Raw genomic sequence first — 22,844 nt, 5'->3', positions numbered from 1 at the left:
TCTTGACGGCCGCGCCCAAGGCCGGCGCCGATCCGCTATAATTATCGAACGGTCGTACTTTTATGCCCGCATTATCTACAGACACAGCATGTGGCGCCATCCGCGCCACTTTCAAGGCAGGCAATGAGATGAAACCCATGAAACTTTCCCGTTCCGAATTCATCAACATCCGCGGCGCCCGCACGCATGTGCGCCATTGGGGCCGCGACGGCGCGCCCATCCTGTTCATGGTGCACGGCTGGATGGACGTGGCTGCCTCGTTCCAGTTCGTCGTCGACGCACTGGCGGGCGACTGGCACGTGATCGCGCCCGACTGGCGCGGCTTTGGCCTCAGCGACTACACGCAGTCCGATACCTACTGGTTCCCCGACTACCTGGCCGACCTGGACGCCATGCTGCTGCATTACTCGCCCGATGCGCCCGTCAACCTGCTGGGCCACAGCATGGGCGCCAATGTGGCGGGCCTGTACGCGGGCGTGCGGCCCGAACGCATCAGCCGTTTCATCAACCTGGAAGGCTTCGGCATGATGGCGACGAAGCCGGAGCAGGCGCCGGGCCGCTACGCCAAGTGGCTGGACGAGTTGCGCGAGCCGCCCGCCATGCGCAGCTATCCCACGCAAAAGGCCGTGGCCGAGCGCCTGCAAAAGACCAATCCGCGCCTGCCGGACGCGCGCGCGGCCTTCCTGGCCGAGCATTGGTCGGCGCAGAACGAGGCGGGCGAGTGGGACATCATGGGTGACCCGCAGCACAAGCGGGTCAATCCCATCCTGTACCAGGTGGACGAAGTGATGGCGTGCTGGCGCCGCATTACGGCGCCCGTGCTGTGGGTGGAGGCCGACGATACCAATATGTGGCAATGGATGGGGCCAAAGGACGAGGCGCGCATCGAGATCGACCGGCGTTTGGCCTGCATCAAGGATGTGCGCTGCGAGATGATGGCGGATGCGGGCCATATGCTGCATCATGATCAGCCGCAAGCGCTGGCGCGCCTGGTGGAAACCTTCCTGGCGCAGTAAGCCACGGGGCAACTGTGTCGCTAACGCGACTTCCTTATCGGGCAAGCAGCGTACAATGAAACCTTCTTCCATGCTGAGCCCGTGCAGGGTATTGTTTTCACATGCTTAAAGTCGACCTGCATTGTCATTCGAATATTTCCGACGGCGTGCTGTCACCGGCCGCCGTGGCTGCCCACGCCCGCAAGGCGGGCGTCGACGTGTGGGCGCTGACGGACCACGATGAAGTGTCCGGTGTCGCCGCTGCGCGCACGGCCGCGCTGGACCTGGGCATGCGCTTCGTGGCCGGTGTGGAAATTTCCATTACGTGGGCCGGCGAAACCGTGCACGTCGTGGGCCTGCAAGTCGATGAAAACAATCCGGGTCTCGTGCAGGGCTTGCACCGCACGCGTTCCGGGCGCGACGCGCGCGGCCGCGAGATCGCCCGCCAGCTGGACCTGGCCGGCATCCCGGACGCGTATGAAGGGGCCTTGAAATTTGTCGGCAACCCGGACCTGATGTCGCGCACGCACTTTGCCCGCTACATCGTGGAAACGGGGAAATGCGCGAATATTCCCGACGTGTTCAAGAAATACCTGTCGGAAGGCAAGCCTGGCTATGTCGAGCACCGCTGGGCCACCCTGGCCGAAGCCGTGGGCTGGATACGCGGCGCGGGCGGCGTGGCCGTCATTGCCCATCCGGGCCGCTACCGCTTCAGCGACATGGCGCAAGGTGTGCTCTTCGACGAGTTCAAGCAGCTGGGCGGCGTTGCCATCGAAGTCGTCACGGGCAGCCACAGTCCGGACCAGTATCCGGAATACGCGCAACTGGCCAATGCCTACGGCTTCCTCGCCTCGCGCGGCACGGACTTCCATGCGCCAGGCGAGTCGCGCGTGGATTTTGCCATGCTGCCGCCATTGCCAGCCAACGTGACGCCCATCTGGCACGACTGGTTCTAATGCCGTTGAAAATCTGCTGCGCGGCGCGCTGTACTCAAGTACAGCTGCGCTTCTCGGCCACAAATCACTGCCGCTCGCGACGATTTTCTTAGGCATTCATTGCAGGATGTGCTCGGGCTTGAAAAGTCGCGACAGCACACTTATCTTTTAGTTATTCTTGTTTTCCGGAGCCATCGCCCATGAAACGTATCGTCCTTTTTATTGCAACCAACCTGGCCGTGATGCTGGTGCTGTCGCTCGTCCTCAGCTTGCTGGGCGTGGGCAATCCGGCGCGCGGCAGTACCCTGAACCTGGGCAGCCTGCTCGTGTTTTCGCTGGTGGTGGGCTTTACGGGGTCGATCTTTTCGCTGCTGATCAGTAAACCCATGGCCAAGTGGAGCACGGGTGCGCGCGTGATCGACAACCCGACCTCGTCGACGGAATTGTGGCTGGTCAACACCGTGCGCGCGCTGTCCGAGCGGGCCGGCATCGGCATGCCGGAAGTGGCCGTGTACGAAGGCGACGCGAATGCGTTTGCCACGGGCGCCTTCAAGAATTCGGCGCTGGTGGCCGTGTCCACCGGCTTGCTGCAAAGCATGAACCGCGATGAAGTCGAAGCCGTGCTGGGCCACGAGATCGCCCACGTGGCCAATGGCGACATGGTGACCCTGACCCTGATCCAGGGCGTGGTGAATACTTTCGTCGTCTTCATGGCCCGCGTGGTGGGTTTCTTTGTCGACAATGTGCTGCTGAAAAATAACAACCGCGAAGGCGGCGGACGCGGCATCGGCTATTTCGTCACCGTGATGGTGTGCGAAGTGATCTTCGGCTTGCTCGCGTCCATCATCGTGGCCTGGTTCTCGCGCCAGCGCGAATTCCGCGCCGACGCCGGTTCCGCCAAGCTGCTGGGCAGCCCCACGCCGATGATGCATGCGCTGGCCCGCCTGGGCGGCGTGCAGCCGGGCGAATTGCCCCAATCGATGCAGGCGCTGGGCATCAGCGGCGGCAATGGCGGCTGGGGCGCGCTGTTTGCCACCCATCCGCCTATCGAGCAACGTATTGCCGCGCTGCGCGGCGTACAATAATGCTAACTTAACAAGCTGGTTCGCCAGAACGCTTACACATGAGTCAATTCTTCCATATTCACCCTGACAATCCGCAATTGCGCCTGATCAAGCAGGCGGCGCAGATCATCCAGTCCGGCGGCGTCGTGGCCTTGCCCACGGATTCCTGCTACGCGCTGGTGTGCCAGCTCGACGACAAGGGCGCCGTCGAGCGCCTGCGCCGCATCCGCGGCGTGGATGAAAAGCACCATTTAACCTTGCTGTGCCGCGACTTGAGCGAGCTGGGCGTGTATGCCCGGGTCGACAACCGTCAGTTCCGCCTGCTCAAGGCGGCCACGCCGGGCGCCTACACCTTCATCCTGGAAGCGACCAAGGAAGTGCCGCGCCGCCTCAGCCATCCTTCGCGCAAGACCATCGGCCTGCGCGTGCCGCAGCACCGCATCGTGCAATGCCTGCTGGAAGAGTTGGGCCAGCCGCTGCTGGGCGCCACATTGACCTTGCCCGGCGACGAAGACAGCCTGACGGACGCCGACACCATCCGCGAGCGCCTGGAAAAACTGGTCGACCTGATCGTCGACGGCGGCGTCTGCGCGCATGGCCCCAGCACCGTGATCGATCTGACGGGGCCGGAGCCGGAAGTGGTGCGCGTGGGGCGTGGCGACCCGGCCGTGCTGGGTCTGTAGGAGATTGCATTTACCTATCTTTACAACGCCTGACAAAACTGTAGCGAGCGGTAGCGAGTTGTGGCTAAGAAGCGCAACTGTGCTTTGGCACAGTGAGCATCGCAGGCCGCAAATCGCGACGCGCAGTAGGTTTTGGCAGGTGTTCTTAATGGCAACATAAGAAAGGGGCTGGGATGCCTCTGGTAGAATCGCGGTCATGAGCGATTTCAATACGATAGTCCAGACCGTTGCGGTGTACCTGGTGCCGGTGCTGTTTGCCATTTCCCTGCATGAGGCGGCGCACGGCTACGCCGCCCGCTATTTCGGCGATCCCACGGCGTCGAACGAGGGCAGGCTGAGCCTCAATCCCATCCGGCATATCGATCCTTTCGGCACGATCCTGCTGCCCTTGATACTGTATTTCACGATCCAGGTGCCGTTCGGCTATGCCAAGCCCGTGCCCGTCGATTTCAGCCGCCTGCGCAATCCGAAGAAGCAGATGGCCTGGGTGGCGTTTGCCGGCCCTGGCGCCAATTTCGTCATGGGCCTGGGCTGGATGATCGCCTTCGTCGTGCTCAGCGTGCTGCCGCCGACGGAAATGGGCATGTTTTTCCGCAAGATGGCCGGCGCCGGCGTCAGCGTGAATGCGGCCATGTTCGTGTTTAACCTGATACCCGTGCCGCCGCTCGATGGCGGGCGCATCATGACGGGCTTGCTGCCGATGCAGCTGGCGCGTCCCTACGCCAGCATCGAGCGCTACGGCCTGTACGTGTTCGGCGCCCTGGTGCTGCTGATGTACACGGGCATTCTGAACCGCGCCCTGCTGGCGGCAATCGAATTTGTCATCGGCATTTTTGTCACCCTGGTCACGCCCCTGACGGCCCTGTTGACTTGATGCCCGCAACTGGATGTATGCAAATAATTGATGGAAGTAGCGATGCAAGTAACTGAACCAACAATAGAAACCGAAGCGATTTCCGGCTGGCTGCGCCGCTGGGCGCCATTGATCCCGGGCGGCGAAGTGCTGGACCTGGCCTGCGGCGCAGGCCGCCATGCGCGCCACCTGGTGACCCTGGGCCACCCCGTGATCGCGCTCGACCACGATCCGGAAATGCTGGAAAAAGCGGCCGGCACGGGCATCACCACCTCGCTGGTGGACCTGGAAGCGCCGGGCGCCGTGTGGCCGTTCGCTGCGGGCCGCTTTGCCGGCATCGTCGTCACCAATTATCTGCACCGGCCCCTGCTGGAAGCCATGGTGGCCAGCCTGGCGCCCGATGGCGTGCTGCTGTATGAAACCTTTGCTGAAGGCAATGAGCAGTTCGGCAAGCCGTCGAATCCGAAATTCCTGCTGAAGGAAGGCGAAATGCTGGCCTGGGCGGTGCAGCAGGGCTTGCGTGTGGTAGCGTATGAGGATGGACGCGTGGAACAGCCAAAAGCTGCTCTGGTGCAACGAATTTGTGCCGTCCGGCCGGATTTTCCACGGTTGGCAGCCCTGCTGCCAACGTTTTGAGCGGCCATACTATGTCAGAATGCACCACAGGCGCGGGCTATCCGCTACAATCGTTGTTTTATTTATCGGCGCTATAAACTTACTATGATCAAGGGCAGCATTGTAGCAATCGTCACCCCGATGTACGCAGACGGCAGTCTGGACTTTCCAGGTCTGCGCAAGCTGATCGACTGGCATATCGCCGAGGGTACGGACGGCATCGTCATCGTTGGCACGACGGGCGAATCGGCAACGGTCAGCGTGGAAGAACACTGCGAACTGATCCAGTTGACCGTCGAACATGCCAAGGGACGCATTCCTATCATCGCCGGCGCCGGTGGCAACTCCACGGCCGAGGCCATCAAACTGACGCGCTACGCGAAAGAAGCGGGCGCCGATGCTGTCTTGCAAGTTGTGCCGTACTACAACCGTCCTACCCAGGAAGGCATGTACCAGCACTTCAAGGCCATCGCCGAAGCCGTCGACATTCCCGTCATCCTGTACAACGTGCCAGGCCGTACCGTTGCCGACATGAGCAACGAGACCATCGTGCGCCTGTCCGCCATCCCGAATATCGTCGGCGTGAAAGATGCGACCGGCAATATCGGCCGCGGCATCGACCTGCTGCGCCTGGTTCCAGCGGACTTCGCCGTGTACTCGGGCGACGATCCGACGGCCATGGCGCTGATGTTCTGCGGCGGCCACGGCAACATTTCCGTGACGGCCAACGTTGCGCCGCGCGCCATGCACGAACTGTGCGTGGCAGCCATGGCGGGCGAACGTGCCACGGCCATTGCCATCAATAACAAAGTTTTCCCTTTGCACCAGAAATTGTTTGTCGAGCCCAACCCGGTGCCCGTCAAATGGGCGCTGGCCGAAATGGGCCTGATGCCGGCCGGCATACGCTTGCCACTGGTGCCATTGGCTGAGAATTGCCATGCCACCGTGCGCGATGCCTTGCGCGACGCCGGTATCCTGCCTTAAGCCGAACCTTTAAGCCCGGGCTTGACCAGTCCGGACCTTCCCTGATTCCAGCTGCTACTTAGCTTCTTATCCAGTTACGACATGACTAATTGCAAGAAAACCAAACCGGCGCCTGCCACCATCGCCGTCCGCGGCATCGTCATCGGCGCCGTCGCAGCCAGCCTCGCGGGCTGCGGCATGATCAGTTCGGTAGTCGGCGGCGACAAGGTCGACTACAAGTCGGTCAAGAAAGCCGGCACCCTGGACGTGCCGCCTGACCTGACGCAATTGCAGCAGGACAACCGCTACTCCCTGCCGGATGCGAAAAACGGCGTGGCCACGGCTTCCGGCTACAACGCGCAGCGCAACGCCACGGCGGGCACGCCCGTCGTCGTGGGCGCGGACGGCACGGTGGGCGTCGTGCCCGTCACGGCCGGCGGCGTCAAGGTCGAGCGCGCGGGCAACCAGCGCTGGCTGGTCGTCAAGCAGTCGCCTGAAGTGCTGTGGCCGCAACTCAAGCAGTTCTGGGAAGATTCGGGCTTTACCATCGCCATCGACCAGCCGACGGCTGGCATCATGGAAACCGAGTGGAACGAAAACCGCGCCAAGGTGCCGCAGGACTTTATTCGCAGCACCATCGGCAAGGCCTTCGATTCGCTGTACTCGACGGGTGAAAAAGACAAGTTCCGTACCCGCGTGGAGCGCCTGGCCGACGGTTCGACCGAAATCTACATCAGCCACCGCGGCGTGGAAGAGGTCGTAACGGGCCGCGACAAGGAAACCACCACCTGGACGGCGCGCCCGAACGATCCGGGCCTGGAAGCGCAATTCCTGGCCAAGCTGATGACGCGCCTGGGCGCGGCCAGCGACGATGCTCAAGCGAAGACGGCCGTGGACGCCGCCATCGTGCAGCCGCAGCACGCCAAGCTGGTGGGCGATGCCGCCACGCCGGCGCGCGCCATCGAAGTCGATGAAGGTTTCGACCGCGCCTGGCGCCGTGTGGGCCTGGCGCTGGACCGTGTCGGCTTCACCGTGGAAGACCGCGACCGCACGCAAGGCACGTATTTCGTGCGTTACGTCGATCCGGATGCAGTCAAGAAAGATGGTTTCTTCTCGAAACTGTTCAGCTGGGGCTCGTCGTCCGACAAGGATAAGGAAGCGCAGCGCTACCGCGTCCTGGTCAAGGCCGGCAATGGCTCGACCAGCCTGGTCAGCATCCTCAGCAATGAAGGCCAGCCCGATATCTCGCCAGTGGCCGAGAAGATCCTGGGCCTGCTGAATGACCAGCTGAAGTAAGCGCGATATACGCGGCAGGCGTCACAACCTGCCTCGGCAATAAAAAAGGCTGGCCCGGGAAACCGGGTCAGCCTTTTTTATTGCCGAGTCCTGGCTTTTATCTCGGGGATAAAACAGGGGACGCAAAAAAGCCGGCCCAAAGGCCGGCTTTCTTTAGTGCAGGGTGCTAAATTACTTAGCAGCCGATGCAGCAGCCGAAGCAGCCGAAGCAGCGTCGGTAGCGGCCGAAGCGGCAGCCGAAGCAGCAGCAGCAGCGTCGGTAGCGGCCGAAGCAGCAGCGTCAGCAGCAGCAGCTGGAGCAGCTTCAACTACTGGTGCTGGTGCTGGGGTTTCAACTACTGGTGCTGGTGCAGGAGCTTCTTCTTTTTTGCTGCAAGCAGCCAGAGCAACAACCATCAGGGAGGCGATCAGCAGGGATTTTTTCATTTGTTTTCCTTAATTATTTCAAAAAATAAACCAATATTGTTGCGATGAATAATTACCGGTAATTATCGCTCGTTAGGTCGTCTTCGAAGGCTTTTCGTACCAGGTGGTGCCTGCCAGACAACGGAAACTTCCTAACCGAATATTATAGCGATTTTTGGTGCGTCGCAATAGGAGCAAGAGGCAAATTCGCAACTATTTTGTGATATCGCAATATTTGCCGAAGCAAATTGCAAGCAAGTGTAAGCGATTTGCGAAAGCGCGACAAAACGATATAAAAATAATATGTTTCATTGCGCTAGCGCAGATGCTGTTATTTCATCTACTGTAATACCACTTTGCTACGCAACGGGCATTCAGGCCAGTTCGATCCAGCCATCCTGATACCAGGTATATAACGCATCCATCACGTCATCGGAAGCCTGGGCCACGGCGGCACCATCGAGGGCGCGTTCGTTGGCCAGGGTTTCCAGTGTCGTTTTGTCGGCCTTGCCAATAGCAAACGATTCGCCATTGATGAAGACGTTCTTGCCACGATACAGCATCAAGGTCTTGCGCGACAACACGACACCCTTTTTCTGTGCGGCGTCCGCGAAGCGGCCCACCGTCAGCGGCTTGGACAGCGGCGTGAAAAACACATTGTGCTTCGGTTCAGACAGGTGTTCGCCCAGGAAGATGGTCACGTCTTCTTCCGTGAAGCGCACCTTGTTCATTTCTTCCGTGATGGTGCTGAGCATCTCGCGGGGAATTTCCGCCGGCTTGCCTGACGCTTTCAGGTCGGGATCGCTGTAAATGCCGGGCAAGTCGATCGAGTCGGCCATGAATTGCAGGAAGGCTTCGCCCAGTTCCTGGAACGATGGCGAGCGGAAGCCGATCGAATACGTCTGGCAGTCGCCGATGGCCACGCCGTCGTGCGCGTAGTGGGGCGGCAGGTACAGCATGTCGCCCGGTTCCAGGGTGAATTCTTCGTCGGGCGTGAAGTTGCTGAGGATTTTCAGCGGCAAGCCGTCGATCAGGCTCAGGTCTTTCTGCGCGCCGATGCGCCAGTGGCGCTTGCCCTGGCCTTGCAGCAGGAACACGTCGTAGGAATCGAAATGCGGGCCCACGCCGCCGCCGTCGGTGGCGAAGCTGACCATCAGGTCGTCCAGGCGCGCATCGGGCAGGAAACGGAACTGGCGCAGCAGGGCGTCGGCCTTGGCGCTGTGCAGGTTGGCGCCCTGCACCAGCAGGGTCCATTCCTTCTGTTTCAGCGATGGCAGGCTGGTCAGCGGACCTTGCTGCATGTTCCAGTGGCCATCCGCATGGCTGACCAGGCGCGATTCGACGTGGTCCAGGGTGGCCAGTTCGGCCAGGGCCTTGAAATCGAACAGCGCCTTGAAGCCAGGCACGGCTTGACGGATCAACAAGGGTTTTTTATGCCAGTAGTCGCGCAGGAATTGCGCCGGCGTGATATCGCCGAGGAGAGTTAATTTTTTCATGCGCCCATTATAACAACCGGAAATGCAGGAATGCGCCTGCCGTTGGCGGCGTGAAGGTATAATTTGCCAGCTTATACAATGAAAGGAAGCATAATGAAGATTGCCAAAAATACGGTCGTGACTGTCAACTACAAACTGTCAGACGCGCAAGACAATCTGATCGAAGACGGCCGTCAGCCGATGGTCTACCTGCACGGTGATTATGAAAACACCCTGCCGAAGATCGAAGAAGAGCTCGACGGCAAGGAAGTTGGCTATTCCAACACGATCCAGATCGAACCGGATGATGCTTTCGGTGAATACGATCCAGCCCTGGTCAAGGTCGAGCCACGCAATCGCCTGCCTGAGCCGCTGGAAGTGGGCATGCAGTTCGAAGGCATGCCGGAAAGCGATTCGCCGGACGAAGAGGCGATGATCTTCACGGTCACCGATATCGCCGACGACAAGGTCGTGCTGGATGGTAACCATCCACTGGCCGGCATCGCGCTGCGCTTCTCGCTGACCGTCGCTGACGTGCGCGAAGCCACCGAAGAAGAAATCGCCCATGGCCACGTGCATGGCGCACACGGCCATGACCATGGCGATGACGAAGATGACGGCGAAGAGGGCGATCACTTCCGCACCCACCCTATTCACTAACACCTGAGCAAACCTGCTGCGCGCAGCGGGGCGCGGCCGGCGATGCTCACCGTACTGGAGTACGGTTGCGCTTCTCGGCCACAAATCACTGCCGCTCGCTACGGTTCTGTCAGGCGTCGTGACGTCTGTTGGGCGTGACGCTGCTTGAATGAAAACAGGCCGGCTACATGCCGGCCTGTTTGCTTATGCGCTAACGGCGCACAGTCGATGCCCTGGCGCGCGCCTGCGCCGATGGGCGGGTAGCGCGTTGACGCACCTCAAAGAATGGGGTCTTGCCGGGCCGTACGGCGATGGCGGACCAGTCGTTGTCGATGCTGACGTGGCCCAGGTTGCCTTTCCAGCTGATTTTCGGCCCGCCTGTCCTGGCCGCGGCCTTTTTATTCTTTCCTTCCTTGCCATCCGCATCGCCAGTGCGCTGCGTATCGACCAGCAAGACCTTGCCGCTGAATTTCTTTGCCAGGGTGCGGATCTGCTTGCGCGGTCCGGCAAAGCCATCCTGTTTCGAGCTGAAGCTGGGCAGCAGCGAACTGTCGTCCTCGTCCAGCACGCCCACCTCGCCGTCGGAAAACAGCACGATGCCGTCGAGCTGCTTGCGCTGCGCCATGGCGAACAAGCGCTGCAGCCAAGAGCGGTTGGCGACCAGGCGGTCTTCGAACTCGCTGTTGCGTCCCGCTTCTGGCAGGAAATGGTTGTTATTCGCGGGCAGGTTGATGGTGGCAAACAGCACGCCGCCGTATTCCCAATGGGCATTTTCCGCATAGCTGCGGAACTTGGCCGTCGAGGATAGCCGCGACAGGGTCAGCTTGCGCTGGCCCAGGCTCTGGTCATCGGCAAAATACACGTCGCGCAAGCGGTTCAGGCGCTCGATGGCGTTGACCCTGCCGCGCGAATTGCGGCAGTTGGCCCAGTCGCTGGCCGACAGCGAGACGATCAGGGGCGGGCCGCTGGCGTCCAGCACTTCCTTGCGCTGGCTGTACAGCTTGTCGCTGCACGATTCGCTGGCGGCCTTGATGCCGGTGGCCACGACAAACGAGGCATTGAAGGCGCTGGTCTCGGCGATGGCTTTTTTCAGGGGGCCGTCGTCCGGCCCCGCGTTGAAGGAATGGCCCAGCACGGCAAACTCGAAGCCGGCCTGGTCGCCCGGACCGGCCAGCGCCGCCTGCCATGGCAGGCTGGCAGCCAGCAAGCCGGCGGCCAGCAAGCGCCAGGTGCCGTGCCGCGTGGTCATGCGGCGGCCAGCCGTTTCAACTGGTACAGCTGTTCCAGCGCATCGCGCGGCGTGAGCGCATCGGGATCGAGGTCGGCGATGGCGTCGAGCAGGGCTTGCTGCGCCGCGTTCAGCGCGGCCAGCGGCGCTGCCGCTTCCTCTTCTTCCTCTTGCGCATACGGATCTGCGGAGGGCAGCGCGAACAGGTCGCGCTGCGGCGTGGCGTCGAGCGCCTGCGCTTCCAGGCGCGCCAGGTGCTTGCGCGCCGCCTTGATCACGGGCTGCGGCACGCCAGCCAGCTGCGCCACCTGCAAGCCATAGCTTTGCGAGGCGGGACCGGCTTGCACGGCGTGCAGGAAGACGATGCTGTCCTTGTGCTCGACGGCGGACAGGTGCACGTTGGCGGCGCTCGGGTGACTGTCCGGCAGTTGCGTCAGCTCAAAGTAGTGCGTGGCAAACAGGGTGAAACTACGGCTGGTATCGATCAGATGGCGCGCGATGGCCCACGCCAGCGCCAGGCCGTCGAAGGTCGAGGTGCCGCGGCCCACTTCATCCATCAGCACCAGCGAATGCTCGGTGGCGCCGTTCAGAATGGCCGCCGACTCCGTCATTTCCACCATGAAGGTCGAGCGTCCGCCCGCCAGGTCGTCGGTGGCGCCGATGCGCGTGAAGATGCGGTCGATGGGGCCGATGGTGGCGGAAGCGGCCGGCACGTAGCTGCCCACGTAGGCCAGCAGGGTGATCAAGGCCACTTGCCGCATGAACGTCGATTTACCGCCCATGTTCGGACCGGTGATCAGCAGCAGCCGGCGGTCGTTGACGAAGCGGCAATCGTTGGCGATGAAGCGCTCGATCTGCTTTTCCACCACGGGGTGGCGGCCTTCGACGATGTTGATGCACGGCTCGTCGACCAGCTGCGGCGCGGCCCAGTTGTGCTGCTGCGCGTGTTCCGTCAGCGCGTTCAGGGTGTCGAGCTGGGCCAGGCCTTGCGAGATGGTCTGCAAGGTGCCGATGTGCGGCGCCAGCTCGGCCAGCAGCAGGTCGTACAGCAGTTTTTCGCGCACCAGGGCCTTGTCTTGCGCCGACAGGGCCTTGTCCTCGAACACTTTGAGTTCGGGCGTGATGTAGCGTTCCGCGTTTTTCAGGGTCTGGCGGCGACGGTAGTCGTCCGGCACCTTGTCCGTCTGGCCGTGCGTGACTTCGATGTAGAAGCCATGCACCTTGTTGTATTCGACGCGCAGGTTGGCGATGCCCGTGCGCGCGCGTTCGCGCGTTTCCAGGTCGAGCAGGAACTGGCCCGCGTTTTCCGACAGCGCGCGCAATTCATCGAGTTCCGCGTCGAAGCCGGTGGCAAAGACGCCGCCGTCGCGCACCATGGCGGCCGGTTCCTGCGCCACGGCGCGCACCAGCAAGTCCAGGCAGGCGGTCGGCGTGGCCAGCGCTCCGTGGATGGCGGCCAGCAAGCCGGATTCGCCGCCCTGGCCGCCTTGTTCACCCCTGTAGCAGCGCACCACGTCGCCGCGCAGGGCCGGCAGCTGCAGCAGGCCGTCGCGCAGGGCGGCCAGGTCGCGCGGACGGGCCGACAGCAGCGCGATGCGCGTGGTGATGCGTTCGATGTCGGGCACTTGCGCCAGGGTGGCGGCCAGGGGCCCCGCCGCTTCGCTTTGCGCCAGCGCTGCGATCGCTTCATGGCGCGCGCGGGCCACGTTCTGGTCGCGCCGCGCATGGTGCAGCCAGTGGCGCAGCATGCGCGAACCCATGGCCGTGCGGCAATGATCGAGCAGCGAGAACAAGGTGGGCGATTCCTGGCCGCGGATGGTTTCCGTCAGCTCCAGGTTGCGCCGCGTGGCCGCATCCAGGCCGATGAATTCGCTTTCCGTTTCCGTCGTCAAGGAGCGCACGTGCTGCAAGCCGCGGCCCTGCGTCGATTGCGCATAGCGCAGCAGGGCGCCGGCCGCGCCGAACGCGGCGCCGAGGCCATCGGCGCCAAAGCCCGTCAAGGTCGCCACGCCCAGCTGGTCGAGCAGGGCCTTGTGGCCGCCCACCACGTCGAAATGCCAGTCCGGCACGCGGTTGATGTGCGTGCCCGCGTAGTCGTCGAACAGGCTGCCATTGTCGCCGCTCAGGATTTCGGCGGGCACGATGCGTTCCAGCTCCTGCTGCAATCGCACTGCCACGGTGGCGCTGTCGCCGGAAAACTCCATCAGTTTCAAGGCGCCGCTGGCCAGCGACAGCCAGGCCAGGCCCGTTGTCACCGTCTTGCGCTGCGTGATGCTGCACATGGCCAGCAGCGGGCGCTCGGCCTTTTCTGGCAGCAAGTCCGCATCGGTCAGGGTGCCCGGCGTGACGACGCGCATGACCTTGCGCTCGACGGGGCCCTTGCTGGTGGCCGGGTCGCCGATCTGTTCGCAAATGGCCACCGACTCGCCCAGCTTGACCAGCTTGGCCAGGTAACCGTCCAGCGAATGAAACGGCACGCCGCACATCTTGATGGGGTTGCCGCTGGCCACGCCGCGCGCCGTCAGGGTAATGCCCAGCAGGCGCGAGGCTTTTTCCGCATCCTCGAAAAACAGCTCGTAGAAATCGCCCATGCGGTAGAACACCAGCATCGTCGGGTGGTTTTCCTTGATGCCTAAATATTGCTGCATCATGGGAGTAAGCTTTTCAGCCGAATTTTTCTTTGCCGCGGCGGCGTTGATTTCTTTTGGGACGGTGGTCATGTGTTCTTTGTCGTTGGTCCGGCGGCGGGAAACGCATGCCTGCCGGGCTGTGTGTGGTGCTGTGTGCGTGCCAGGCCGCGCCAGAGGGCGGAGCTTGGGTTCAAGGCCGTCATTTTACCGCTTTCGGCGGGCGGGGCGGCGTATTGCGTGCGGATGTGAAAAAGCCGCGCCGGTGGGGGCGCGGCTAGGGGCTGTTTCGGTGGCAGCGCTATAGCTGCGGGGTCGCGTTGCCTGCCAGAGCAGGCTTAGCCCATGTCCAGCGAACCGCCTACCGAGCTTTCAGGGTCGAAGGCAAAGACGCGCAGTTCAGGCTGTACGTTGTCTCCACGTAGTATGCGGACGGTCAGGACGAAAGACAGTTCCCAGCGGCCTTTCGTGTGCCCCACGTCGAGTGAATGTTTCCATTCCTGGCGAATACGGCGCAGGTCGGGCAGTTCAGGGTCCTGCGGCAGCAATTGGGATTCGAAATCCAGCTGCAGCGGATAGACGGCGCCGACAGCTTGCAGGAATGGCGACGGTGCCGCGTAAACGGTCGGCACATTCGGACCGATTTGCGTCAGTTGTGGAATGGTAACAATGCTGCAATCGATGATCTGAAACGAGGTGAAGCCGCTTTTCTTGGAGCCGCAGCAATTGATATCGATATAGACGTGCTGTCCTTGCTGGAAGTGTACGCCTCCCATATATTCGCCGTGGCGGGGATCTGCCGTGCCGTCGCAGGAGGTAAATTTGTAGTCCAACTCGCTGCTGGTCTGGTCTGCATCAAAATGTACGGATAATTTCATCCAGGGGCTTACATGCGTCATGTTTTACGATCTCTTTTCAGGTTAATAATAAACTGCTGGTAGCGAGCATCTCGCCTGAGGTTCAATAGATCAGGTGCCGTTTCGATCAGATTGAGGGGATAACCAAGCTTGGCCGCCTGCTGTAGCGCTGCCAGAGCTTCGCCATGGTTGCCGATCAGTTCATGGGTCAGTGCAGCACGGAACTGCACGTCTGCCACGTCGCCGGATATTTCTAAGGCGTGTTTTAGTCTTGCCAACGCTTCCTGAGTCTCGCCGATATAGGCGCGGTACAGTGCCATCTGGGAGTGAAAGGTTGCATTATCCTGCCTCCGTTGCAGTACGGGAGTTAGTAGGGAGATGGCACGCCGATAGGAATCTTTCGACATTGCGGCTTGCGCTGGAATCCACCGTTGTGCGTCGGCTAAGTTGGCCCATAGCAGATAGGTATTTGGACTGCCTTTGCTGGAAGATACGGCGTTCTTGAACGCTTCCACGGCGCCGAGATAATCGGCTTTGGCAAACAACGATGTGCCAAGATTGTTATACAGCTCCCAGTGCGGCTGGATCTGCAAACCTTGCTGCAGGACTCGCAATGCTTCATCGTTGCGGTCTAGACGCAGCAGGACGGCATTTAGATAAGCATAGGCGTTCGATGATTGTGGATCGAGCTCAATTGCCTTGCGGAAGGCATTTTCGGCATCCTTATAATTACCTTGACGGTAATGCACCATCCCCTGAAGTAACTGGAATAGGCGCTCTTGTGGATATAGATGTTGCGCACTATCAATGGTCGATTGTGACAGATTAAATTGTTTTGTGGCCATCAATACCCGTGCCTTGCCTACGAGCGCCAGCAAGTTTTGTGGATCGAGGTTGAGTGCGCTGGCGCTGGCGCTCAGTGCTGCGTCAGGGCGACCCTTCAGTTCATGCACCCAGGCTTGTGCTACATGTGTCAGCGCCAACTGGTTGTCCAAAGATAACGCCTGCTGTGCACTGGCGTCAGCACGCTGCAGCCATGTCTCGTCGCGGCCGTTACCAACATAACGTTGGCTGTAGGCGATGGATAGTCCGGCTGTCGCTGCTGCACTGCTGGGATTATGTTTCAGTACAGTGGAAAACTGCTCGATCGCCTGCGCCTGGCTCGTATCGCGGTCAAACACCCGCAACGCCTCCATCCCCGCCGCCATGCTGGCCATTTCCGAATACGGCGCGGGCGCTTTTTCACCCGTGACGAACGATTTGACGGCAGGAATGATATTGGGCAGTTGCCATCCCGCCAGTACGGCCAGCAGCGCCACGCCCGCGCCCCATTTCAGGGTGCGCTTGCGGGGCAGGGGCAGGTGGATGGAGACGGTGGTGGGTGGTTCTTCCTTTGCAGGCGGCTCGTCGGCAACGGGCATGGCCAAGGTGAGCGGCTCCCCGCGTTGCGCGCCTATCGCCTCGCGTACATCGCGCATCGTGCGTGGCCGTTCGGCCGGGTCGTGCGCCGTCATCGCGCGCACGAGGGCGTTGATGGCGGGCGGGACGGAGTCGAGCAGGTCGGGCCACGGTTCCGTCGCCTGCATGTGGGCGGCGGCCAGGGCCAGGCCGTTCAGGTGGGCGAAGTGGCGCTGGCCGGCCAGCATTTCGTACAGCATGGCGCCCAAGGCATACACGTCGCCGCGCGTGTCGGGCAGGCGGCCCATCAGGCGCTCGGGCGCCATGTAGGCGATGGTGCCCTGCAAGTCGCACAGGGTGGTCGTTTGCGTCGCTTGCGGGTCGATGTGGCGGGCCAGGCCAAAGTCGAGGATACGCACTTTGCCGCTTGCCTCCAGCATCAGGTTCGACGGTTTCAGGTCGCCATGGACGAGGTCCATGGCGTGCGCCTCGTCCATGGCGTCGGCGATCTGGTAGGCGATGTCGAGCGCCCCCTGCAAGTCAGCCTTGCCGCTGTGCATGAACTGGCCTAGGGTCTGGCCTTCGACCAGTTCCATGACGATGGACTGGCTCGTGCCCTGGCCCTCGATGGCGAAAATGCGCACGAAGGCCGCATGCTTGAGCGAGGCGGCCAGGCGCGCTTCATTGATGAGTTTTTCCGGATGCAGCACGTCGGCTTGCGGTTTCAGCCGTTTCAGCGCCACGCTACGGCACAGCTTGGCATCCCAGGCTTCGAATACATGGCCGAAACCGCCTTCACCCAGCAAGCGGCGCACTTCGTAGTGCCCGCTGATCGTGTCGTCTTGCGGCGGGGTCTGACGCAGGGAGTCGAGCAGTTCCATATACCTTGGCTTCAGAGTGCATCAACGTGGACATCCAGCATCGAAAAGGAACAATTCGATGTCGGCATGCTCAAGATGATTGATTTTGAGTAACTTCCTGATTTAAAACGATTGTTTCGAATAAGTCAATTAATATTGACAAGGAGTGAACAAAAGTTGCTTTGCCTGCGCCGGGAAGGCATTCCTTGCTGACGTCTGCGCGCAATCTTGTTCAAACTCAATTTTCATCGTTCCCGCTTCCTTGATAATGCAGACGGGGCTGTACCGGCATGTGCCGATCAGGCGATGGGAGCGGGCATGGACGAGTTGCTGCAGTATTACGAGCGCGAACTGGGCACCTTGCATGCGCACAACCAGGTGTTTGCCCGGCGTTATCCTGCCATCGCCGGCGCACTGGGTCTCCTGGGCGGCGACATGGGCGACCCGCACCTGGCGCGCATGCTGCAAGCGTTTGCCATGTTCAACGCGCGCACGGCCAAGCGGCTGGCCGATGGCTTCGGCACTTTCAGCGAAACCTTGTTGGAGGTGAACTTTCCTCATTATTTGCGCCCGTTTCCTGCCTGCGCCATTGCGCGCATCGATAATGACCTTGGAACGGTGACCGAACTGGCCACCATTGCGCGCGGAACGGTCATGCATGCTGCGGAGCATCAGGGCGTCACCTGCAAATTCACCACTGCGTACGATGTCGTCGTGGCGCCGCTGCGCCTGTCCGACGTGCGCTTCCAGTCCATCGTGGGGGCGCCGCCCGCAGTGCGCCTGGCGCCGGATCTGGGGGCGGCAATCAGCATCACGCTTGAAGCGACGGGCGCCACAACCTCGCTGACGGAGTTACCGCTGCCGATGCTGCGCCTGTTCCTCGACGGCGAGCCTGCGTTTTGCGCCACGCTGCGCGACAGCCTGTTCCTGCGCACCCGTAGCGCTTATGTGGAAGCCGATGGCGTCTGGCAGGCGCTGGACGCGGTGCCCTTGCACCCGGTTGGTTTTGCCGACGAGGATGCATTGATACCGGCCCGGGCCGCCTCGCATCCCGCTTACCGCCTGCTGGGCGAATGGTTTGCCTTTCCGGAAAAATTCCATTTCGTCGACCTGGACCTGGCCGCGCTGCGCCCATTGTTGCCGTTGGCCTGCCGGCGTTGCACCGTGCACTTGCTGCTGGCCGACGTGCAGGCCGATGCGGATGTCGCGCGCATCTTGCGCCCCTTGTCCGCAAGGCATCTGGTGCCGGGATGCACGCCTGTCGTCAACCTGTTCCGCCAGGCGGCCAATCCCATCCGCCTGACGCACGCGAGCGCCGACCATGTGCTGCTGCCATCGGTCAGGCAGGCGCATTGCTACGATATCCACAGCGTCGACAGCGTGCATGTGCTAGGTGAAGCGGCGCAGGGCAGCACGGTCGATGCATTCCACCCGTTTTATTCGATGCGCCATGGCGAGGCGGGCGGACGCCAGGGGCGCTATTGGGTGACGCGGCGCGACGAGGACATGGCGTTGAGCAATCCCGGCTACGACATGCGTATCGCCTTTGTCGACGGCGCCATGCAGCCGCTGCACGATGCGACGCAAACGGTATCCATCATGCTGACCTGCAGCAACCGCGACTTGCCGGGCCGTCTGGTGTTCGGCAATGCCGCGGGCGACCTGCATCATGACGGCGTCGCCAGCGCCTTGCCGGTGCGCCTGCTGCGCAAGCCTGGCACGCCTTGCCGTTTCCCTGCGGGCGCGGCGTCGCACTGGCGGCTGATCGCGCAATTGTCCCTCAATCATCAGTCGCTGAATGAACAGGGCTTGCCGCTCTTCAAGCAAATACTCGAGTTGTACAACTTGCCCGGTTCGGCCAGTGCCGCGCGCCAGATCGCGGGCATGAGCGGATTGCGCCAGCGCACCGCCAGTACCTGGCTGCACGACGAGGCGGGCGGCAGCCTGGTCTTCGGCATCGACGTGCTGCTGTCCGTCGACGAGGACGCCTTTGTCGGCAGCGGCTTGCATGCGTTTGCCCAGGTCATCGAGCGCTTTCTCGGGCTGTACGTGCACCTGGGTTCGTTTACCCGCCTGATCGTCCTGTCGCAAAAGACTGGAAAGGAGTTGCTGTGTTGTCTGCCCCGCAATGGAAGCCAGACGCTGGTGTAATCGCGCGCCTGATGGCCGATCCGTCCGGCACCGGTTTCTTTCAGGCGGTGCGCTTGTTGTGTGCCTGGATGATGCAGCAAGGCATTTCAGAGGAGCAAGTGTTTCGCGATTGCCTGCGCCTGCATGGCAGCGCGTCGCTGTCGTTTGCGCCGGGAGAAATCGAACAGCTGTGGCTGGAATCGCAGGCGGACGGCGAGACGCAGGTGCATGTGCGCGCAGCCATGGTCGGCTTCCTGGGCGTGCATGGCAGTATGCCGCTGCATTACACGGAAACGCTGGCCCGCCACGAGCGGCAGACGGGCGATGGTGGTCCCCGTGACTGGCTCGATACCTTGTCGCACCGGGCGCTGGTCCTGTTTTATCAGGCTTGGGCCCGCTACCGCATCGAATGCCAGCAGGACGCCGACGGCGGCGATTTCCTGCCCTTGCAACTGGCGCTGGCGGGCGCCTGGCCCGCCGAGGTGGCCAGGCAGGCGGATGGTTTGCCTGCGCATGTGCTGGCCCATTACGCGGCCTTGCTGCGCCACCGGCCCGTGGCGGCCGACGTGCTGCAGGCGGTGCTGGCCGAGTATTTCGGCGTGCCCGTGCGTTTGCAGCGTTTTGTTGGCAGCTGGTTCCGGCGCGCGCCGCAGGAGCGCGCTGTGCTGGCCACGGCGCCTGCCCGGCTGGGGCACGGCGCCATGCTGGGCGAGCGCTGCCGGCGCGCCGACTTGCGCGTGCGCCTGGTGCTGGGGCCGCTGGCACGCCGCGCCTACGAAGACTTCTTGCCCGGCCGGCCCGGTGCGCTGGCCCTGCGCCAGATGCTGGCGCTGTTTGGCTTGCCCTGCATGAGCTTTGAAATACGCCTGGTGCTGCGCCGGGAAGACGTTCGTACATGTGTCCTGGGCAAGGGCGCCTGCCTGGCCGAGGATGCCTTCCTGGCCGACAAATTGCCGGCCCGTGAGCGTGACGACATGCATTACGAGCTGCGATTCGAGGGTTCCGCCTGAGACCGCCTGTATGCCGTACTCCGATGAATGCTGGAAGGAAGAAACCCATGGAAGACTTCGCGCAATGGCTGGCCGTGAACAAGGATTTGAATGCAAGCAACCGCGCCTTGCGGCTGCGCCTCGCTTACCCGGAAGGCATTAACGACGATGTCTTGCTGCCGCAGCGCATCAGCGGCAGCGAGGCCATCTGCGGCGGCCTGGAATACCGCATCCTGTGCGTGGCCACCGAGGCGCAGCTGCCGCTGAAACAGTTCATCGCCGTGCCGGCCGAATTGCAGATCGTTACCGATCAGGGACGGCTGCGCAGGGTCTGCGGCATCGTCGCCGAAGCGTGTGCCGGGCAAAGCGATGGCGGCCTGGCCACCTATCAGCTGGTGCTGCGCGATGGCCTGGCATTGCTGGAAAAACGCATCAACACGCGCGTGTTTCGCAACAAACATGAATTGCAGATTGTCCAACTTCTGTTTGACGAATGGCGGCAGGGCAATAGCGTGCTCGCCGCCAGCCTGGATCTTGCCATCGATGCGGCGCTGGCGGCACGCAGTCTGCCTGCGCGCGAATTCACGATGCAGCACAATGAATCCGATGCCGCCTTTATCCGCCGCTTGCTCCGGCGCCGCGGTATCGCCTGGTGCTTCCAGGCGGGAGCGCCGGCCGGCCCGAACGCCGCTGCCACGCCCGTGCATACCCTGCTGCTGTTCGACGACGCCAGCCGCCTGGCGCACAACGCGGCCGGCACGGTGCGTTATCACCGCGATGATGCCTCCGAAGAAAGGGATGCCGTGACGGCCTGGAGCGCCGTGCGCCGGTTGCAACCGGGAAAGTCCGAACGCTACAGCTGGGACGATGGCCACCCGCACAGCCCGCAGTTCATGGCCACGCAGTCACACGGCAGCGTGGATCAGGGCAGCAATGGCAACCGCCTGGCAGCGAGTCTTGACGACTATATCGTGGAGCCGCCGCTGGCCGCCGGCAGCAATGACGACTTGCGGCAACTGGGCCAGCTGGCGATGGCGCGCCACGATATGGACAGCAAGTGCTTCCAGGGCGAAGGCTGCGTGCGCGACTTTTGCGCGGGCCAATGGTTCAGCCTGGAAGGGCATGCCGACATCGACAGCCACCCGGCCGCCGAGCGCAGTTTCGTCCTCACGGCCTTGAGCGTGGCGGCCAGCAACAACTTGCCGACAGGGTTAGAGGCGCGAGTGGGGCGCCTGTTTGCGCAGAGCGGCTGGCAGTGGGATATTGATCTGGCGCAAAGGGCAGGCGCCGATGGCCAGGCGGCCTTGCGCTACCGCAACCGTTTTACCTGCGTGCGGCGCGGCATCGCCATCGTCCCTGCCTTTGATCCGCGCAGCGAATTCCCCGTCGTGCGCCTGCAAAGCGCGCTGGTCGTGGGGCCTGCCGGCGAAGAGGTGCATTGCGATGCGCTGGGAAGGGTCAAGGTGCGTTTTGGCGCCACGCGCGCGCCGGACCACGCACATGCCAACGGTACAGGCGCCTCCGATACGGAGCGCGATTCGGCCTGGGTGCGCGTGGCATCGAACTGGAGCGGCAATGGCCCGGGCAGCGGCACACAATGCGGCACCGTGACCTTGCCGCGCATCGGCGCGGAAGTGCTGATCGATTTTCTCGGCGGCGACCCGGACCGGCCCATCATCGTCGGCCAGCTGTACAACGCCGTGGGCGCGCCGCCGGGCCTGAGCGCGCGCGGCGCCTTGCCTGGCAACCGTTACCTGTCCGGCATGCGCAGCCGCGAAGTGCGGGGCGGGCGCGGCAACCAGCTGTGCTTTGACGATACGCCATCGCAGATCAGCGCGCAGTTGGCCAGCGACCAGGCGGCCACGCAGTTGAACCTCGGCTACCTGACCGAGCCGCGCAGCGATGGGGCAGGGCAGCAGCGCGGCGACGGCTTTGAATTGCGCAGCGACGCCAGCGGCAGCGTGCGCACGGCTCGCTCGCTGCTGATTTCGGCCTGGAAACAGCTGGGCGCCAGCGGCAAGCAGCTTGACGGCAGCGAGCATGCCGCCGTGATGAAGGAATGTCTGGAATTGTTGAGCTCCTTGGGCGAGTTTGCCGCCCAACATCAGGCGCTGGCGCTGGACGCGGCCGGCAGCAAGGCGCTGGGGGCCGCCATCACCGCCGACCAGCCCGCCATCAGCATCACGGCGCCCGAGGGCGTGGCGCTGAGCACGCCCAGGACCATCGCTGGCAACGCGGGTGCGAATATCGACCTGGTAGCCCAGCAGCATCTGCAACTGAGCGCGGCCCAGCGCTGCAACGTCAACGCGGGCAAGGGTATTTCCCTGTTCGCGCACCAGGATGGCATCGTGCAGGTGGCCCATTTCGGCAAGTTCCTGCTGCAAAGCCAGCATGATTTGTTGCAGGCGGACGCTGCCAAGGACATCCGCCTGACGGCAGGCACGCGCCTGGTCGGCGTGGCACAGGACGAGATCACCTTCATGACGGCGGGCGGCGCCTACCTGAAACTGTCCGGCGGCACGGTCGAACTGGGCGGTCCCGGTGCGCTGACGGTCAAAACCGATGGCCACCACTGGAATGGTCCGGCCAGCATGAAAGGCGAGCTGCCCACTTTCGGCGAAGGCGAGCTGGGCCGCGTGCCGCGCTTGCTGCGCCCCACCGACGGCTTGCCCGTCGAAGGCGTGGAAGTGCACATCGAGCGCGAAGGCGACAGTCCGTTGACGGGCGTCAGCGATGCCGATGGGCGCGGGCCGAAGTTGGCAACCGACCATCTGCAGCGGCTGAAGGGATTCTTCTTCCGCCGCCGTTCCTGAAATCCGACCTTGGAGACCG

General features: G+C 62.5%; 18 protein-coding genes. 12 read left to right on the top strand and 6 right to left on the bottom strand.

Features of this window, described 5'->3' with window-relative positions:
- The first annotated feature begins 137 nt into the window (after positions 1-137).
- From GCN75_RS21080 to bamC, 8 genes are all read left to right on the top strand, one after another.
- Positions 138-1,016, top strand: a complete 879-nt coding sequence (locus GCN75_RS21080) for an alpha/beta fold hydrolase (protein WP_152284153.1) — start codon at positions 138-140, stop codon at positions 1,014-1,016.
- A gap of 101 nt (positions 1,017-1,117) precedes the next feature.
- Complete coding sequence (locus tag GCN75_RS21075) at positions 1,118-1,951, top strand: 3',5'-nucleoside bisphosphate phosphatase (RefSeq protein ID WP_152284152.1); 834 nt, start codon at positions 1,118-1,120, stop codon at positions 1,949-1,951.
- Between the two features lie 179 nt (positions 1,952-2,130).
- Positions 2,131-3,015 (top strand): protease HtpX, encoded by an 885-nt coding sequence (htpX, locus tag GCN75_RS21070; RefSeq protein ID WP_152284151.1) that lies wholly within the window; start codon positions 2,131-2,133, stop codon positions 3,013-3,015.
- 38 nt (positions 3,016-3,053) lie between these two features.
- A complete protein-coding gene (locus GCN75_RS21065; RefSeq protein ID WP_077407642.1) occupies positions 3,054-3,677 on the top strand; it encodes an L-threonylcarbamoyladenylate synthase in 624 nt (207 codons plus the stop codon).
- Positions 3,678-3,873: 196 nt separating this feature from the next.
- Positions 3,874-4,551 carry a site-2 protease family protein gene (locus GCN75_RS21060; RefSeq protein ID WP_152258339.1) on the top strand — a complete coding sequence of 226 codons (678 nt, stop codon included), beginning with the start codon at positions 3,874-3,876 and terminating at the stop codon, positions 4,549-4,551.
- Positions 4,552-4,593: 42 nt separating this feature from the next.
- A complete protein-coding gene (locus tag GCN75_RS21055; protein ID WP_152258340.1) occupies positions 4,594-5,166 on the top strand; it encodes a class I SAM-dependent methyltransferase in 573 nt (190 codons plus the stop codon).
- A gap of 84 nt (positions 5,167-5,250) precedes the next feature.
- Entirely contained in the window at positions 5,251-6,129 is an 879-nt protein-coding gene (dapA, locus tag GCN75_RS21050) for a 4-hydroxy-tetrahydrodipicolinate synthase (protein ID WP_152284150.1), read from the top strand.
- An 81-nt stretch (positions 6,130-6,210) separates the two neighbouring features.
- Entirely contained in the window at positions 6,211-7,404 is a 1,194-nt protein-coding gene (gene bamC / locus GCN75_RS21045; RefSeq protein ID WP_152284149.1) for an outer membrane protein assembly factor BamC, read from the top strand.
- A gap of 171 nt (positions 7,405-7,575) precedes the next feature.
- On the opposite strand, the gene GCN75_RS21040 is transcribed toward bamC, so the two are convergent.
- Both GCN75_RS21040 and GCN75_RS21035 read right to left on the bottom strand, forming a co-directional pair.
- A complete protein-coding gene (locus GCN75_RS21040; protein ID WP_043462404.1) occupies positions 7,576-7,830 on the bottom strand; it encodes a flagellar basal body L-ring protein FlgH in 255 nt (84 codons plus the stop codon).
- A 353-nt stretch (positions 7,831-8,183) separates the two neighbouring features.
- Complete coding sequence (locus tag GCN75_RS21035) at positions 8,184-9,305, bottom strand: cupin domain-containing protein (RefSeq protein ID WP_152284148.1); 1,122 nt, start codon at positions 9,303-9,305, stop codon at positions 8,184-8,186.
- A gap of 93 nt (positions 9,306-9,398) precedes the next feature.
- Between GCN75_RS21035 and GCN75_RS21030 the strand changes: the two genes are divergently transcribed.
- The gene (locus GCN75_RS21030; RefSeq protein WP_152284147.1) at positions 9,399-9,944 is read left to right on the top strand and encodes an FKBP-type peptidyl-prolyl cis-trans isomerase; all 546 of its coding nucleotides are present in this window, start codon (positions 9,399-9,401) and stop codon (positions 9,942-9,944) included.
- 190 nt (positions 9,945-10,134) lie between these two features.
- Here GCN75_RS21030 and GCN75_RS21025 read toward each other — a convergent pair whose 3' ends face one another.
- From GCN75_RS21025 to GCN75_RS21010, 4 genes are all read right to left on the bottom strand, one after another.
- The gene (locus GCN75_RS21025; RefSeq protein WP_152284146.1) at positions 10,135-11,172 is read right to left on the bottom strand and encodes a hypothetical protein; all 1,038 of its coding nucleotides are present in this window, start codon (positions 11,170-11,172) and stop codon (positions 10,135-10,137) included.
- Positions 11,169-13,871, bottom strand: a complete 2,703-nt coding sequence (mutS, locus tag GCN75_RS21020) for a DNA mismatch repair protein MutS (protein ID WP_152284145.1) — start codon at positions 13,869-13,871, stop codon at positions 11,169-11,171. The genes GCN75_RS21025 and mutS overlap by 4 nt, the downstream gene beginning before the upstream one ends.
- A gap of 245 nt (positions 13,872-14,116) precedes the next feature.
- Positions 14,117-14,677, bottom strand: coding sequence for a hypothetical protein (locus tag GCN75_RS21015; RefSeq protein WP_152284144.1), 561 nt, complete (start codon positions 14,675-14,677; stop codon positions 14,117-14,119).
- Positions 14,674-16,914 carry a serine/threonine-protein kinase gene (locus GCN75_RS21010; RefSeq protein WP_152284143.1) on the bottom strand — a complete coding sequence of 747 codons (2,241 nt, stop codon included), beginning with the start codon at positions 16,912-16,914 and terminating at the stop codon, positions 14,674-14,676. The genes GCN75_RS21015 and GCN75_RS21010 overlap by 4 nt, the downstream gene beginning before the upstream one ends.
- 297 nt (positions 16,915-17,211) lie before the next feature.
- On the opposite strand from GCN75_RS21010, the gene tssF reads away from it, so the two are divergent.
- The 3 genes from tssF to GCN75_RS20995 are packed head-to-tail and all read left to right on the top strand — an operon-like array spanning position 17,212 to position 22,825.
- On the top strand, positions 17,212-19,044 hold the full coding sequence (tssF, locus tag GCN75_RS21005) for a type VI secretion system baseplate subunit TssF (protein ID WP_152284142.1): 1,833 nt from the start codon (positions 17,212-17,214) through the stop codon (positions 19,042-19,044).
- An 11-nt stretch (positions 19,045-19,055) separates the two neighbouring features.
- Positions 19,056-20,033: a type VI secretion system baseplate subunit TssG gene (tssG, locus tag GCN75_RS21000; RefSeq protein ID WP_152284141.1), complete on the top strand. Its 978-nt coding sequence runs from the start codon at positions 19,056-19,058 to the stop codon at positions 20,031-20,033.
- A gap of 47 nt (positions 20,034-20,080) precedes the next feature.
- Positions 20,081-22,825 (top strand): type VI secretion system Vgr family protein, encoded by a 2,745-nt coding sequence (locus tag GCN75_RS20995; RefSeq protein WP_152284140.1) that lies wholly within the window; start codon positions 20,081-20,083, stop codon positions 22,823-22,825.
- Positions 22,826-22,844 lie beyond the last annotated feature (19 nt).

Origin of the sequence: Janthinobacterium violaceinigrum, assembly GCF_009208555.1 — a bacterium.
Taxonomy (GTDB): Bacteria; Pseudomonadota; Gammaproteobacteria; order Burkholderiales; family Burkholderiaceae_D; genus Janthinobacterium; species Janthinobacterium violaceinigrum.
Note: the sequence above shows the minus strand (reverse complement) of the source record. Positions and strands in the feature narration are given on the sequence as shown.